Origin of the sequence: Subdoligranulum sp. APC924/74, assembly GCF_003324125.1 — a bacterium.
Taxonomy (GTDB): Bacteria; Bacillota; Clostridia; order Oscillospirales; family Ruminococcaceae; genus Gemmiger; species Gemmiger qucibialis.
In genome coordinates this window covers 1-15664 of record NZ_PSQF01000004.1, presented here as the reverse complement: position 1 = coordinate 15664, position 15664 = coordinate 1, and the positions used below count along the sequence as shown (strand labels likewise).

Annotated in this window: 14 protein-coding genes and 1 tRNA gene; 6 read left to right on the top strand and 9 right to left on the bottom strand. The window is 58.0% G+C overall.

Annotated elements, in window-relative coordinates:
• Window positions 1-16 precede the first annotated feature (16 nt).
• The 5 genes from C4885_RS02540 (at window position 17) to C4885_RS02520 (ending at window position 5898) form a co-directional block, all read left to right on the top strand.
• A complete protein-coding gene (locus C4885_RS02540) occupies window positions 17-265 on the top strand; it encodes a kinase to dihydroxyacetone kinase (protein ID WP_113998889.1) in 249 nt (82 codons plus the stop codon).
• A 252-nt stretch (window positions 266-517) separates the two neighbouring features.
• Complete coding sequence (locus tag C4885_RS16925; RefSeq protein WP_242979457.1) at window positions 518-856, top strand: transposase; 339 nt, start codon at window positions 518-520, stop codon at window positions 854-856.
• Entirely contained in the window at window positions 853-2697 is a 1845-nt protein-coding gene (locus tag C4885_RS02530) for a glycosyltransferase family 2 protein (protein ID WP_113998888.1), read from the top strand. The genes C4885_RS16925 and C4885_RS02530 overlap by 4 nt, the downstream gene beginning before the upstream one ends.
• A gap of 187 nt (window positions 2698-2884) precedes the next feature.
• On the top strand, window positions 2885-3157 hold the full coding sequence (gene rpsO, locus C4885_RS02525; RefSeq protein ID WP_113998887.1) for a 30S ribosomal protein S15: 273 nt from the start codon (window positions 2885-2887) through the stop codon (window positions 3155-3157).
• Window positions 3158-3741: 584 nt separating this feature from the next.
• A complete protein-coding gene (locus C4885_RS02520) occupies window positions 3742-5898 on the top strand; it encodes a polyribonucleotide nucleotidyltransferase (protein WP_113998886.1) in 2157 nt (718 codons plus the stop codon).
• 188 nt (window positions 5899-6086) lie between these two features.
• On the opposite strand, the gene C4885_RS02515 is transcribed toward C4885_RS02520, so the two are convergent.
• The 9 genes from C4885_RS02515 to C4885_RS02475 all read right to left on the bottom strand — a co-directional run bounded on the left by C4885_RS02515 (window position 6087) and on the right by C4885_RS02475 (window position 14290).
• Window positions 6087-6161, bottom strand: a tRNA-Gly gene (locus C4885_RS02515).
• 135 nt (window positions 6162-6296) lie between these two features.
• Complete coding sequence (locus C4885_RS02510; protein WP_113998885.1) at window positions 6297-6950, bottom strand: ABC-2 transporter permease; 654 nt, start codon at window positions 6948-6950, stop codon at window positions 6297-6299.
• A 2-nt stretch (window positions 6951-6952) separates the two neighbouring features.
• Complete coding sequence (locus C4885_RS02505; RefSeq protein WP_158538785.1) at window positions 6953-7810, bottom strand: ABC transporter ATP-binding protein; 858 nt, start codon at window positions 7808-7810, stop codon at window positions 6953-6955.
• Window positions 7810-8184 carry a GntR family transcriptional regulator gene (locus tag C4885_RS02500; RefSeq protein ID WP_113998883.1) on the bottom strand — a complete coding sequence of 125 codons (375 nt, stop codon included), beginning with the start codon at window positions 8182-8184 and terminating at the stop codon, window positions 7810-7812. Before C4885_RS02500 ends, C4885_RS02505 begins: the two co-directional genes overlap by 1 nt.
• Before the next feature lie 140 nt (window positions 8185-8324).
• Window positions 8325-8789: an Lrp/AsnC family transcriptional regulator gene (locus C4885_RS02495; protein WP_113998882.1), complete on the bottom strand. Its 465-nt coding sequence runs from the start codon at window positions 8787-8789 to the stop codon at window positions 8325-8327.
• Between the two features lie 442 nt (window positions 8790-9231).
• Window positions 9232-10692, bottom strand: a complete 1461-nt coding sequence (locus C4885_RS02490; protein WP_113998881.1) for a M23 family metallopeptidase — start codon at window positions 10690-10692, stop codon at window positions 9232-9234.
• A gap of 45 nt (window positions 10693-10737) precedes the next feature.
• On the bottom strand, window positions 10738-11961 hold the full coding sequence (locus C4885_RS02485) for a murein hydrolase activator EnvC (protein WP_113998880.1): 1224 nt from the start codon (window positions 11959-11961) through the stop codon (window positions 10738-10740).
• Window positions 11962-11971: 10 nt separating this feature from the next.
• On the bottom strand, window positions 11972-13873 hold the full coding sequence (locus C4885_RS02480) for a M23/M56 family metallopeptidase (protein ID WP_158538784.1): 1902 nt from the start codon (window positions 13871-13873) through the stop codon (window positions 11972-11974).
• Between the two features lie 39 nt (window positions 13874-13912).
• On the bottom strand, window positions 13913-14290 hold the full coding sequence (locus C4885_RS02475; RefSeq protein ID WP_113998878.1) for a BlaI/MecI/CopY family transcriptional regulator: 378 nt from the start codon (window positions 14288-14290) through the stop codon (window positions 13913-13915).
• 205 nt (window positions 14291-14495) lie between these two features.
• Between C4885_RS02475 and C4885_RS02470 the strand changes: the two genes are divergently transcribed.
• Window positions 14496-15491: an asparaginase gene (locus tag C4885_RS02470; RefSeq protein WP_113998877.1), complete on the top strand. Its 996-nt coding sequence runs from the start codon at window positions 14496-14498 to the stop codon at window positions 15489-15491.
• Window positions 15492-15664 lie beyond the last annotated feature (173 nt).

The following is a 15664-nucleotide window of genomic DNA, read 5'->3' as shown; positions in this document are numbered from 1 at the left end:
GGCAGAGGATAAAACAATGGTAAATAAGTTTGATACCCAGTTTTTGATCGAAGGCAGCAACCTGGACGAGGATGACATCCGCGCCGGAATCATGGCCAGCGCCGAGGGCGACTGTCTGATCGTGGTAGGGGATGAGGAAGTGGTGAAAGTGCATTACCACACCGATACTCCCTGGAAGGTGCTGGAATACGCCGCCAGCCAGGGCGATTTGCACAAGATCATTGTAGAAAACATGGAGCGCCAGGCAAACGGGCTGGATGGGTAAAGTATATCAGGATTTTTATATTTGGTGAACGGCATGCAGTATCATACAAGAGTGCCAAACCGTTTGCAGGGATATGATTACAGCCAAAATGGTGCATATTTCATAACCTTCTGTACGCAGGGCAGAGTGCATTTATTTTGGAAAGAACCCACCCGATTGCGGCAGAATTCCCAGGCCGTAGGGGCGCGCATTGCGCGCCCGTCACCTTGCCCGGAACTCTCTGCGATAGGGAATGTGGTTGAACAGGCTATTTTGCAAATCCCTGATAAATATCCGACGGTGCATCTGGAAAAATACGCGGTTATGCCCAACCATGTGCATTTGCTGCTTTTGATCCAGGGCGACGGGCGCGCAATGCGCGCCCCTACGGTTTCCAACATCGTCCAACAATTAAAGAGCTGCGTAACCAAACACCTCCATCACCCCATCTGGCAAAAATCCTTCCATGACCACGTCATCCGTACCCAGACAGATTATGAAATCATCTGGCTGTACATCGATTCCAACCCCCAAACATGGCAGACGGACTGCCTGAACCCGAACCGGAACAACCCCCAACAATCTGACACCCGAAAGGACGTAACGTTATGAACCAGCAGGCCAAGCGCATCAAAGAACTATTTGGCTATGCCCGTACCTTGACGAAGGAACAGGGCATTGGCACCATGTGCGTGCGCGCGGCGGGCTTTTTCAAACGGCGCTTTTTCGGCAAGCGGGCGCGGTACTGGCCGTCCAACATGGCGCTGGAAGCCCAGCGCAGCGACCCCGCGGCGGAAACCTTCCCCATCATTTCTATTTTAACGCCGCTGTACAATACGCCGCAAAACTTTTTAACAGAATTTCTCGATAGTGTGGAAAACCAGACCGCCCACAACTGGCAGCTCTGCCTGGCGGATGCTTCGGACGATGCCCACACTTATGTGGGGGAGCTGGTGCAAAAGCACGTGGCGGCCAACCCGCGCATTCGCTATGTGAAAATTGAAAACAAGGGCATTGCGGCCAACACCAACGCGGCGGCCCGGCTGGCACAGGGGGAATATCTGGCTCTGGCAGACCATGATGACATCCTGGCCCCGCACGCTATCTACTGCATGGGCAAAGAACTGCAAAAAACGGGGGCCGATTTCGCCTACAGCGATGAAGCCCTTTTCCGCAAAAGCCCCAAAACCGCCCATGTGGCCCACTTTAAGCCGGACTATGCGCCGGAATACCTGATGGCCTGCAACTACATCTGCCACCTGGCCGTGTTCCGCAAAAGTCTGTTTGATGCCATCGGCGGGGAGCGCCCGGAGTGTGACGGCGCACAGGATCATGATCTGTTCCTGCGGCTGATCGACGCCATGCAGGCGAAAGACGCCAACGCCGCACCGCTGCATATCCCGCAGGTGCTGTATTACTGGCGGGTTCATGCGGCGTCCACATCCGGCGGCACCGAGGCCAAGCCCTATGTGGTAAAAGCCGCGCAGAAAGCCGTGGCGGACCACCTGGCGGCAACCGGCCGCAGCGGCAGGGTAGAGGAGGGCATCTTCCCCGGTACCTGCCATGTGCAGTGGGAACTGCCGGAGCCGGAACCGCTGGTGTCCATCCTGATCCCCAACAAGGACCATGTGGACGACCTGGAAAAATGTCTGTTCAGCCTGTACTCCAAAACGCTGTACGAAGCGTTTGAAGTGATCGTCATCGAAAATAACTCCACCGACCCCGCCACAAAGGCTTATTATGAAAAGCTGCCGGACCGCTATGCCAACTGCCGCGTGGTGGCTTACAGCGGCGGGTTCAATTTCAGCCGCATCAATAACTTTGGCCGCAAGTTTGCCAACGGCAAGTTCTTACTGCTGCTCAACAACGATATTGAAATCATCAGCGGAAACTGGCTGACCCAGATGGTGGCCGAAGCCAGCCAGCCCGGCGTGGCGGCCTGCGGCGCCATGCTGTATTACCCGGACGATACCATCCAGCACGCGGGCATTATCACCGGTTTGGGTGGGTATGCGGGCCACAGCCACAAGTACCACAAGCGCGGCGGTAGCGGGTACATGTTCCGCCTGGCCACCGTGCAGGATTATTCCGCCTGCACTGCGGCCTGCCTGCTGGTGCGCACATCGGCTTATGATGCCGTTGGCGGGTTGGATGAAGCCTTTACGGTTGCATTCAACGATGTGGATTTCTGCCTGCGCCTGCGGGAAAAAGGCTGGCGTATTGTGTGGACCCCCTATGCGGAGCTGTATCACCACGAAAGCAAATCCCGCGGTTCGGACGAGGAAGACCCCGCCAAAAAGGCCCGCTTTGCCAAGGAGCAGGCCCGCCTGTATGAGGTACACGGTAAGCAGAATATCCTGCATGACCCCTATTACAACCCGAACCTGAGCCTGGATTATGAGGATTTCCGCGAAAGCAGGGATCTGCGCAATCTGAAAAACGTGACCCTGTGACCCATGCCGGAAAAGCAGGGCAAAATCTGTGCAGTTTTTTTGCTGTTACGGCTTGCCACGCTATGCCGGATATGCTATAATCTAAATGTTACCGCGGCCCGGCTTTGGGTGTATGCCCTGCATCAGGGAGCCTTGATTGCCCTTTGCTGCGCCGTAGGCAAATATTATAAAGCGAGGTATTACTACTATGAGCCAGAAGTCTGCTATCGAAAAACAGCCCATCATTGCAAAAGCCGCCATCCATGAGGGTGACACCGGTTCTCCGGAAGTTCAGGTTGCGCTGCTGACCGCACGCATCAACCACCTGACTGAGCACCTGAAGACCAACAAGAACGACAACCACAGCCGTCGTGGTCTGTTCAAGATGGTCGGCCGCCGCCGTAACCTGCTGGCCTATCTGCAGAAGAAGGACATCAACCGTTACCGTGCTCTGATCGCTGAACTGGGTCTGCGCAAGTAATTCGCAAAACGGGCAGGGCGCTGTATGTGCGCCCTGCCCATTTTCTATATTTCAGCAGGTGTTCCGGCATTCATTTTTATTATGCTCTGCCGCTGGCCTGTAATCATATTGAATAAAGTTAGGGCAATACCGCATAATTCTAAGTGCCGATACGGCGAGCGAGGTGCGGCAGATGCTAAGCCAAAAGCGCAGATAATACTGGATGTCTTATCGAGCATTTTGGCAACGCAGATGCCGTGCCGCAGCTGCCGGAGCGGTGCTTAAGCCGTAAGGCGGGAATTGTGCGGTGTTGCCTTAGGACCCCGAGAGAGAAGAACGGTACTTTGGCACTCCGGCCACCGTTGCCAGTCCATTATATCCCACTGCCTTTTACAATGTAATGTGCGGTACCTTTGGTCAGTGCTGTAACTCCTAACTCCTCCCTCCTAACTTAATGTTTTTGGCCGCCCGCATGGTTTGTGCAGTAAATCGAACGCCGGAGCAAAACAACCGTTCCGCCGCTGGATTTATTGCTCAAAGCATGGGGCTGCCTGAACCGCATATTCCCACCAGGTATCAAAAATTATATCAGAAGGAGAATTACTATGGCACTGGAATTTGCATCCCGTAAGGCAACTTTCCCCAACTACCGCAAGTTTGAAACAACTTTTGCCGGCCGCCCGTTTGTGGTGGAAACCGGCAAGCTCTGCGGCCTTGCCAATGGCAGCGCAATGATCCGCTATGGCGAAACCTGCGTGCTGTGCAATGTTACCATGAGCGAAAAGCCGCGTGAAGGGGTGGATTTCTTCCCCCTGAGCGTGGAATTTGAAGAAAAGCTGTACGCCGCCGGCCGTATTCCTGGCTCCTTTATGCGCCGCGAAGGCCGCCCCGGTGAACACGCCATCCTGTCCTCCCGCGTGGTTGACCGCCCCATCCGCCCGCTGTTCCCCAAGGATATGCGCAACGATGTCTGCGTGACCATGACTGTGATGAGCCTTGACCCGGACTGCTCCCCTGAGATTGCCGGTATGAACGGCGCGTCTCTCGCCATTGCCATGTCGGATATTCCCTGGAATGGCCCCATCGGCGGCGTGGCAGTCGGCTATGTGGACGGCGAGATCGTGCTGAACCCCACCAAGGAGCAGCGCGAGCGCTCTGACCTGGCCCTGACCCTGGCTGCCAGCATGGAAAAGATCGTCATGATTGAAGCCGGCGCCAACGAAGTGACCGAAGAGGTCATGATGGACGCCATCAAGGCTGGCCATGAGGAAATCAAAAAGCTGCTCACCTTTATGAACGGCATTGTTGCAGAGATCGGCAAGCCGAAGAAGAGCTTTACCCCGGTGGAACTGGACCACGCTCTGTTGGCGGATGTGTACGCCAAGCACCTGGAAGATGTCAAGGCTGCCATGAACACCGACGACAAAAACGTCCGCGATGCCGCCATGCTGCCCATCATGGATGCTATTGCCGAGGAACACCCCGAACTGAGCGCCGCCGACCTGGATCTGATCAGCTATAAGCTGCAGAAGAAGGTTGTGCGCACCTGGCTGCTGGAAGAAGGCAAGCGTGTTGACGGCCGCGGCATCAATGAGATCCGCCCGCTGGCCGCCGAAGTCGGTGTGCTGCCCCGTGTGCACGGCTCCGGCCTGTTCACCCGCGGCCAGACCCAGGCCCTGACCATCTGCACCTTGGGCTCCACCAAAGATGCCCAGATAATGGACGACCTGTCCGACACCCCGCTCAAGCGCTACATCCATCACTATAACATGCCGCCGTACTCCACCGGCGAAGCCCGCGCACCCCGCAGCCCCGGCCGCCGCGAGATCGGCCACGGCAACCTGGCGGAGCGTGCCCTGATCCCCGTGCTGCCCAGCATGGAAGAGTTCCCGTACACCATCCGTACCGTTTCTGAAATCATGAGCTCCAACGGCTCCACCTCTCAGGCTTCTATTTGCGCTTCCACCCTGGCCCTGATGGATGCTGGTGTGCCCATCAAGGCACCGGTTGCCGGTATCTCCTGCGGCCTGATCACCGATGGCGACCCGCTGCACGGCGGCCGCTGGATGACCATGCTGGATATCCAGGGCGTGGAGGACTTCCACGGCGATATGGACTTTAAGGTTGGCGGCACCCGCCGCGGTATTACCGCTATCCAGATGGATATTAAGGTGGACGGCCTGACCTATGATATTGTGGCCGAAGCACTGGAAAAGTGCCGCAAGGGCCGCCTGTTCATCCTGGACGAGATCATCAAGCCCTGCATTGCCGAGCCGCGCGCAGAGCTTTCCAAGTATGCACCCAAGATGTTCAGCATGCAAATCCCCGTTGACAAGATCAAGGACGTCATCGGTAAGGGCGGCAAGGTCATTCAGGAAATGTGCGCCAACTTCAACTGCAAGATCGACATTGAGGAGGACGGCCACGTCTTTATCTCCGCTGTGGATCAGGACGACGCCAAGCGCGCGATTTCCACCATCAAGACCATTGTGGAAGATCCCGAAGTGGGCGCTATCTACAAGGGCCGCGTGACCCGCCTGATGAACTTTGGCGCATTTGTTGAGATTGCCCCGGGCAAGGAAGGTCTGGTTCACATCTCTAAGCTGGACGACCACCGTGTAGAGCATGTGGAAGATGTTGTTGCCGTGGGCGATCCCATCATCGTTATGGTAACCGACATCGACCAGCAGGGTCGCATCAACCTGTCCCGCAAGGATGCCCTGGCCGCCATCGCCAAAAAGCGCGCGGAACAGCAGCAGTAAAGTTACGGGAGTTTTGTTCCTTCTTTGAAAAGAAGGGAACCGAAGAAACTTTAATAGAATAAAAACAGGCAGTGCCGCTCCCGGAAAGGGGAGAAGGACACTGCCTGTTTTGGTATTGGGTAAAAAAGAAAGTGGGTACTTGAGCAGAAAAACAGCGCAGAATCTTTCGATTCTGCGCTGTTTTTATATGGAGCGGGTGAAGGGAGTCGAACCCTCGTCCCCAGCTTGGAAGGCTGATGTACTAGCCGTTGTACGACACCCGCATTGAATACTTAATTATTTTACCGCACGGGTGCCGGTTTGTCAATAGCGGATTGCCGGTTTTTAGCTGCTCCGGCCTGATCCGGCGTGTTTTCACTCAGCGTTTTTACCGCCGAGCAAAAGAACCAGGAATTCCCTCAAAACTCTTTGCGCTGATAAATTTGTACGCTCAAGGCCCAGCTGCCAAGGTAGAGCAGCAGCACGGCCGCGCAGGGCAGCAACAAAAGCACCGGCTGCGCGGTGAGGGCATTGCCCAAAGCGTCCAGCTGGGAAATGACGGAAGAACGCTGCAGATAGGGCAGATGCTCCATGGCAAAAATTATGAGGAAAACACCAAAGAATGTGACCAGGTACACCCAGGTGCCGGCACGCACCGCGCCGAATTTGTAGGAAAACGGCATGTTGACGGCAAACAGCAGCAGGGAAAACGCGGCAATGACCAGAATCGAGAATGCCGCTTCCAACACATCTGTGTATTGGCCGGCAAGGAAAATCCCCACCGCGGCGCAAACGCTGCCAAACAGGGTGAGCAGCAGCCCCAACAGGTACTTGCAGCCAACAATCTGCCCCGGTGTGACCGGCAGGGTGCGGGCATAGGTATCCCAGTGGGCGGAATCATCAAAATTCATGGTGCTGGATGCGTAAACGCCGCACACGGCAACCAGCGCATAGTACAGGTAATCCATATGCAGGCAGACCGCCATGCCAAGATAAAGCACAACCATAATAAGGAAATTTTTCTTGTAGCTGTTCACCAAAATGGCCCAGTCTTTGCACAAAAGACCTTTCATTGTTATCCCTCCTTGCTGGTCAGACGCATGATGTCATCAATGCTGGCGGCATCGCATACCACACCGGGCAATGCGCGCAGGACGCTGACCCGCGGGTGTACCAGGCTTTCGCAGCCGGCGGCGGTGCGGCAGGTGGCGGCGATCCACTCCGGCGGCAGGCGGTCAAGGTCCTGCTGGCTGCACCGCAGAATGCCGTATTCTTCCATCAGGTCATCCTTGTTTTTGGCAAACAGCAGCTGCCCGTGGTGCAGGTAGGCAATGGTATCGGCGATCTGTTCCAGGTCGGTGGTAATGTGGCTGCTCAACAGCACGCTGTGGCGCTCATCCTGGATAAAATCAAGCAGGATATCCAAAATCTCGCTGCGGGCGGCGGGGTCCAGCCCGGAGGTGGCTTCGTCCAGCACCAGCAGCCCCGGCCGGTGGGCCAAAGCGCTGGCAAGGTTCAGCTTCATCCGCATGCCGCGGCTGAGTTCTTTGATGCTCTTTTTCGGCGGCAGGTGGAACTGCTCCAGCAGAGCGGCGAAATAACCGGCATCCCACACTGGGCCAAATATGCCGCGCAGGCTGGCACCAACCTGCGCGGGGGTCAGCGATTCATAAAAATAGGCATCCTCAAACACAACGCCAATTTTCGCGCGCACGGCGGCATCATCTGGGGTGGCGCTCAGCAGCTCCACGGTGCCGGCATCCGGGCGGTTTACACCGGTCAGCAGTTTGAGCAGGGTGGTTTTGCCCGCGCCGTTTTCACCAATCAGGCCAACAATGCTCCCGGCGGGAATTTCCAGGTTCAGCGGGCCAAGGGTAAAACCGTGGTAATGTTTTGCCACACCATGCAGTGCGGCGGCCAAAGGTTCAGCCATCATGATTCCTCCCACAAAAGGTCAAGGGTTTCGCGCACTTCGTCTTTGGTAATGCCGCCGCGCCGCGCGGCATCAATGGCGTGCTGCAGGTGCTCTTCCATCTGTTTTAAGCTTTCCTCCCGGTGTAGGGCCGGGTTTTGCGGTGCAACAAAGCTGCCGCGCCCCGGCATGGTGGTAATAAAACCATCGGCCTCCAGGTCTTCATACGCGCGCTTGGTGGTGATCACGCTGATGCGCAGCTCCTTCGCCAACAGGCGGATGCTGGGCAGTGCATCGCCCTGCTGCAATTCGCCGTTCAAAATTTTGGCTTTGATCTGCCGGGTGATCTGCGCGTAAATGGGTTCCTGGCCGGAATTGGAGATATACAGCTCCATGCCGTGTTCCTCCTTGCAATCTGAACTGTTCATATGCTATATATACAGTATATACGCAATATACACAGCTGTCAACAGGTAAAATAAAAAAATCCCCGCCCATATTCAGGACAGGGATGGGAAAAGGCGGGAACAGGCAGTCAGGTTTCCGCCGCCGGTTCTTCCTCCGGTTCGCTCACCGGCAGGCCGCGGTGCTCCACCGGGGTGGAAAACACGATCTGCGTGCGGGTACGGCCAAACTGCTGCAGATGGTTGATAAAGGTATCCAACTCCTGCGTGGTGCCAAACAGCACTTCAATCAGCATGCTGTAATCGCCAGTCACGCAGTTGCACTCCACAACATTGCCGCAGCTTTGGATGTAGGGGTAAAACTCCGGCTTGAGCTTGGGGTCCATATCCAGGTTGATGAACGCCTTGACCAGCTGCCCCAGCTTGAGCGGGGCAACCTGCGCCTGATAGCCGGTCAGTACGCCGTCTTTTTCCAGTTTGGCAATGCGGGCCGAAACCGCAGGGGAGGACAGGAACACCCGGTCGGCAATTTCTTTCAGCGGGGCGCGTGCGTTTGTTTGCAGAATATCAATGATTTTGCGGTCAATGCGGTCCATACCATCCACCTCCATTATAAGTAAAAAAAGGGAACAATGCAGCCGCCAACAAGGGCGGACGACATTGTCCCCATAAATTACTTAAAATTTTAACACAAAAAACGGAAAAGGTAAAGTGGATTGCAAAATTTTATGGCAATACCGCATAATTCTAAGTGCCGATACGGCGAGCGAGGTGCGGCAGCTGCTAGGCCAAAAGCGCAGATAATACTGGATGCTGCAAAGGTGAGCGCCGCCAGTGGCGGAAACAGCGAACCGAAGCAGGGGCAGCGGTCGCAGAGTGCGAGGGGCTTTTGCCCCCGAAGCACGATGCGGGTACCGCAACCCGACATTATCGAGCATTTTGGCAACGCAGATGCCGTGCCGCAGCCGTCGGAGCGGTGCTTAAGCCGTCAGGCGGGAATTGTGCGGTGTTGCCTTATAAAAATGGAAAGCTGCTGCACTATAAAGTTGGGAACAGCAGCTGCGCGCTGAACCGCCCGCCGGGACCAAACATTTCAAAGTGGCAGTGGCAGCCGAAAGCATACCCGGTATCCCCCACATAGCCAATGATTTGGCCCTGCTGCACCACATCGCCCTGCTTGACGGCAAAAGCGCTCATGTGGGCATACAAGGTTCGGTAGCCATCCCCGTGGTCCAGAATGACATAGTTGCCATAGCTGAAAACGCTGTTGTGGTAGGTGGCCGTTACCACCGTGCCGCTTGCTGAGGCAATGATGGGGGTGCCGCGCGGCGCGGCAATATCCGCGCCCTTGTGGTTGTCGCTGCCGCCCATCCAGCGGCTTACATGCTTGTACTGCGGCACCGGCCAGATGAAGGTGTGCCCGTCCAGCTCCGCCGTCATGCCCGGCGCAAGATGAGTGCCGCGGGCAGTGATCTCCGGCACTGCAGGGGTCAATATATCAATATGTACCACCTCGGCGGCAGTTTGCACGCCGTTCACATAGGTGATCTCCTCAGTCAGCTGCTGGGTGCCGTCAACGCCCTGCTGGATGGTTTCCACCACGCCAAAGCCAAGGTCGCTGCGTTCCACCGTCTGCTGGTCATAGGGGATCGGCTCCTGATACACGCGGGTGTACACAGTTTTGACCTGCAATAAATCACGGCTTTGCAAGGCTTGTATGATTTCATGATAAGGCTGCACCGAACCCGCCAGATAGATGCCATCCACCAGCCGGAGCTCGTGCAGAAATGCGGTGCGCACATTGCTTTGCCCAGGGGCGCGCCAGGGCCGCTGTAGCTGGTTGAAAAAGCAGCGCAGGTGGTCGCCCTCTACCGTAACAAAAGCAAGGCTGCCATCCAGATACACTGCGGTGCCTTCCACAATGGAGCTGCCGCTGGCGCGCAGAATAGCATCCGTCAGCTGCAATTCCGTCATGGGGGTACCGCCGATGTGCAGGGTATAGGTCGGCTCCAGCACCGGCAGGGCGGCGGTATCGGAATCCGCCAGCTGCCGTGCGGCGGCAAGGCGGGCCTGGAGGTCTGTGCGGGCGGTATCAAAGTTCTGCTCGGTGGCAACGCTGCCAACTACGGTGCCGTTTACTTCCACCTGCAGGGTAAAGTGCAGGTTCAGCCCATGGGCAACCACAGCCCAAAGTATCACCCCGGCGGCGCAGGGGGCAAGCCATGGCACCAGCTGCCGCAGCGGGTGCGGCCCGGCCAGCGCGGTGCAGAATGCCTGCCCCAGCTCCAACACCGGGGCAAGCAGCAGCCAGATAAGATAAAGTGAAGCATCCCGCGCAGCGTGCGCCGCGGCGGCAGCCTTGCGGCCCAGGCAGATGAGCCAATATTCTGTTAAAAAGCCGACGGCATAAAAAATCTCGCCAGTTCTGTGCCAGCCGGGCAGCCGGCGCAGGTTGGTGCGGCGGGGTTTGCGCGGTGTTTTGTGTTGCAGTTCAGCCATAGTGTGTTTGTTTTGTACGTTAGCCGGTCAATCGACATTCACCGTTCAGTGCGGGATGTATTGCAGCGGGTCGGTGCGGGTGCCGTTGATGCGCAGCTCCAAATGCAGGTGGTAGCCGCCGTTGGCACCGCGCACATCCCCGGTGTTGCCCACATAGCCGATCACATCGCCCTTGTGCACCGTCTGCCCCGCGCTGACGCAAAAACTGGACATGTGCGCATACAGGGTGGCATAGCTGCTGCCGTCATCCGCGGTGCCGTGGTCGATCTGCACACAGTTGCCATAACTGGGCCGGGCGGATGCCGCGCTGACCACGCCATCCGCCACGGCGTAAATGAGGGTGCCGCTGGCGGCGGGCATGTCGGCCCCTGTGTGCGGCTTGTTGTATACAGCATCCGGCTCCCCAAAGTAGGTGCTGATGCGCCCCACGCTGGGCAGGGGACAGGTGAAATCCAAACTGCAATGGCGGGCGGGATCCTGGTATTTCTGGCTCTGCGCTTTTAAGTAGGCATCCAGCGCGGCGGTGGCCTGTTCATAGGCCTTGCGTTTTTCTTCGGTCACGGCGGCCTGGGCTTCGGCGGCTGCCTGCTGGCTGTCCAGTTCCGTGCTGGCCTGCTGCAAGGCCTGTTCCAGCTGGATCTGCGTCTGGGTCAGTTCATCCTGGCGCGCTTGCAGGGCTTGGGCGGCCTGTTCGGCCTGCGTTGCAGCGGCTTCGGCCTGCTGGCGTTGGGTGTCCAGAGCCTGAGCTTCCGCATCCAACTCGTCCAGCAGCTGTTTATTGTGCTCGGTCAAATCGTTCAGCACCTGCCAAAAGGTCAGCAGTTCGTACAAATCATCCGCCTGCATCAACAGGCTGATTTCCCCGCCTTCGTTCAGCAGCTGCATGGCGGTCAGCTGTTGCTTGCAACTGTCATATCGGGCGCTGAACGCAGCCTGCTTTTCTTCCAGCGCCTTGGCCGCAGCGGTTGCTTGGTTCTGGGCTTCGGCCAGCTCGGTGCGGCTTTGCTCCAGCTGGGCCACAATGCTGCCCAGTTGGCCGCGCAGTGCGTTGGTTTGGCTTTGCAAGTCGTTGACCTGCTGGCGGGTGTCACTGGCTTGCTGCTGCATGCTGTCCAGTGTGCTGGCGGCGCTTTCATATTCGCGCTGTGCCGCGCTCACCTGGCCCTGCAAGGCAGCGGAATCCGCTGCATGGGCGGGGAATGGGTACAAAAAAAGCAGGGCTGCCGCCGCAGCTGCAGCAGCCCGTACATAGAATGTTTTCAGTTTCATTTGGTTTCCCTTATTGCGGCAGCATGGCCAGCGGGTCAACGGGGGTGCCGTTTACCAGCAGCTGGAAGTGCAGGTGGTTGCCGGTGGAACTGCCTGTGCTGCCCACATAGCCGATCACATCCCCCTGCGCGACCCGCTGCCCCACCTGCACGGCGGGCTTGCTTTGCAGGTGAGCATAGCTGGTGGCATAGTTGGCAGGGTAAGTGCCGTCATCGTTGGCAGCGGCGTTTGCACCGTGGTAGATGGTTACAAAGTAACCGTGGTCATCATCCCAGCCTGCCTGGGTCACAACGCCGCTCTGTGCAGCCTGGACCGGTGTGCCGCCCGCAACGGCAAAATCCACGCCAAGGTGGGGCGGTGTATCGGAATCATCGGTGCGGAAGGGGGCAGAAATTGCCGTGTAGCTTTCCAACGGGCAGATAAAATCCAGCGTGGTGGTCAAATGCAGGTCCGGGGAGGTAGTGTTATCGTAAGGAATCATTGTGCGGGTATCGGTCAAGGCTCCATCCACAAACAGCTCCAGGTGCAGGTGGTTGCCGGTGGAGTTGCCGGTGGAACCCACCGTGCCAAGCTGCTGGCCCTGGGTCACTGTATCGCCAGCTGCCACGCTCAGGGTATCCAGGTGGGCATACAGCGTGCGGTAACTGTGGCCGTCCGGCAGGGTGCCGTGGGCGATCACCACATAATTGCCGTAACTGGGGTGGTTGTTGGCAACCGCCACCGTGCCGTTATACACTGCCAGCACCGGCGTACCTTTGGTGGCGCTGTAATCCGCTCCGTGGTGACAGTCTGATACAAAGCGGGCAATGTAATGGAAATCTGCCACCGGCCAGCCAAAAACCAGCGGCTCTGCCGTGGCCTGGGGCTGCTCCGGCTGTGCGGTGGGTTCCGCGGCGCTGTTGGTCAGCGTATCATCAGCAGGAGTGGCAGGTCCCGGCGTGGGTTCTGCCGCAGCGGAAACGGGTTCGGCCTGCGGTGTTATGGTTTCCGCCTGGGGCCGCAGGGCGCAGGCACCGCAGCCCAGCGCAACCAGCACACAGCCAAGGGCTAACAACAGCGGGGCGGGTTTGCGGTATTTCAGCAAGTGGGCCACCCGCTTGGCCACCTGGCCCTGCCCAAAAGCGAGGGCACCGGGCATCTGGCGCACCGTGGCAAAGCGCAGAATGCTTTCGCAGTAATCAGCGCGCTCGGCAGCGGGAGCGGTGCCGATGGCGGCTTCGTCACAGGCAAGTTCCATGTATTGCTCAAATTGACGGAACGCCAGCCACGCCAGCGGGTTCCACCAGTGCAGGCAGGCGGCCAGATAGTACAGCGGCTTGGTAATGGGGTCACCCCGGCGGATGTGGGTGCGTTCATGCAGCAGCACCGCACGGCGTGGGGAACCCTGCAGGCTTTGCGGCATATAAATGCGGGGGCGCAGCGCGCCAAGTGTGAACGGCGTGGCAACCGCGGCGCAGGTGTAGCAGCCATCCGGCGTTTTGCAGGCAAGGGTCACCATGCGGCGCAGGCGGCAATAGCCAGCCGCCGCACGCACCAGTAAAACCACTACCCCGGCAGCCCAGATCGCTGCCAGTGCCACCCAGATGTTAAACATGCTGCCGGGCAGGGGAGCACTGCCTGCCGCGCCCGGCAAAGCCTGCGCCGGGAGTTCCGCGGGCACGGTGAGCGCCTGAACCACGGCGCCAGCCTGTTGAATGGGGGCCGCGCTGCCCGGCTGCCGGATGGATACCGGGATGCCGCCCGGCAGCAGAAACCGCAGCCCGACCGCCAGCCAAAGCAGGCACAGCAGTTTGCTGGGTGCCCGCAGCCTGCGCAGCAGCGCGCACAACGGTAGGCAGAGCAGTACCAGCAGGCCGCCGCACATACTGGTGCCAACGGCATACAGCACAAAAGAACGGATGCTGAACATCATGGCGTTTTTCCTTTCCGTTAAGCAGTAAGCAAGCAGCATTCAGGCATCGCTGTCCTGGCGGCGGGCGTCATCCAGCATGGCGCGGATGGCGGCGGCTTCTTCCTCGCTGATGGAGCTGGTGTTCAAAAAAGCGGCCACAAAGCGGGGCAGGCTGCCGCCAAAGCTTTTTTGCACGACGGCGGCGCTTTCTTCCTGTTGAACCTGGGCCTGTTTGACCAGTGCCGTTACGGTGCCGTTTGCATTGTGTAATATACCGCGCTCACACAGCTTTTTCAGCACGGTATAGGTGGTGCTTTTCTTCCAGCCAAGGGCTTCATTTGCCAGCGCTACCAGCTGGCCGCTGCCCAGCGGCTCGTTGGCCCACACCAGGCAGGCAAAGCGGTATTCGCCTTCCGCAAGGCGGTAATCCTGTTCCATTTCGGGGTGCTCCTTCTCTCATTTGGTCTATTGCTATAAACCTAGTCTATAACAATAGACCGAACTTGTCAACCCCTGTAAAAAATGTTTGCCTTGCGCGCACACAGATGGTATAATAAGCGCACTTATGAATATTATGCACAAGAGTGCCCCGCCCCTGCGCCAAGGCACCGTGCAGTGAAAAATAAAAGGAGAACTCTAATTTATGAGAACGATCCTGCTGATTGCAACCGGCGGCACCATTGCTTCGCGCCCAACGGCGGCGGGCGGGCTTGCCCCGGCTATCACCTCGCAAGAGCTGCTTTCCTGCGTGCCGGAACTGGCGGAATTCTGCCGCATTGATACCATCCAGCTGTATAACTTGGATTCCACCAACATGGGCCCCGAACAGTGGCAGGGCATTGCCGCTGCTGTGCAGGAAAACTATGACCGCTATGACGGTTTTGTCATCACCCATGGCACGGACACGATGGGCTATACCGCCGCAGCGCTCAGCTACATGATCCAGAAAAGCCCCAAGCCGGTGGTGCTGACCGGCAGCCAGAAATCGATTTATAACCGCGATACGGATGCCCGCAACAACCTGTGGCGCGCCGTGGCCTATGCCTGCCACCCGGATGCCTGGGGTGTGCAGATCGTGTTTGACAATCAGGTGATTTTGGGCACCCGCGCCCGCAAAACCCGAACCAAGAGTTTTAACGCGTTTTCCAGCATTGATTATCCCGAAACTGCCATGTTCCGGGACCGCCGCCTGATCCAGTTCCTGCAGCGCCCGGCGGAGTATACCCATGCAGTGTTCAGTACCGCGCTGGACCCCAATGTGTTTGTGCTGCGGCTGGTGCCGGGCATGCGGGCGGATATCATCCCCATGTTGGAGGGCCGTTACCGCGCCCTGGTGCTGGAAAGCTTTGGCGTGGGCGGCCTGCCCGGCGGGGATGATGGTGCCATGTTTGCCGCCGTGCGGGACTGGTGCGGCGCGGGGCACCTGGCTGTGTTCACCACCCAGGTACCGCATGAGGGCAGCGACCTTGCCGTGTACGAAGTTGGCCGCGCGGCCAAAGCCCTGCCCGGTGTGCTGGAAGCGCACGATATGACCCCCGAAGCCACCGCAGTCAAACTGATGTGGGTGCTGGGCCAGACCACCGACCGTGCCGAGGCGGAAAAGCTGTTCCTGACCCCCGTGCAGTGGGATATCCTGTAAATCGTTCATTATCACATAAAAATAAAAAAACGGCGCAGAACCGGAGAAGATAACGCCCGGCTCTGCGCCGCTTTTTGATGTTATTTAGAATGTGAGCTAAGGCAATACCGCACAATTCTCGCCTGACGGCTTAAGCACCGCTCCGGCGGCTGCGGCACGGCATCTGCGTTGCC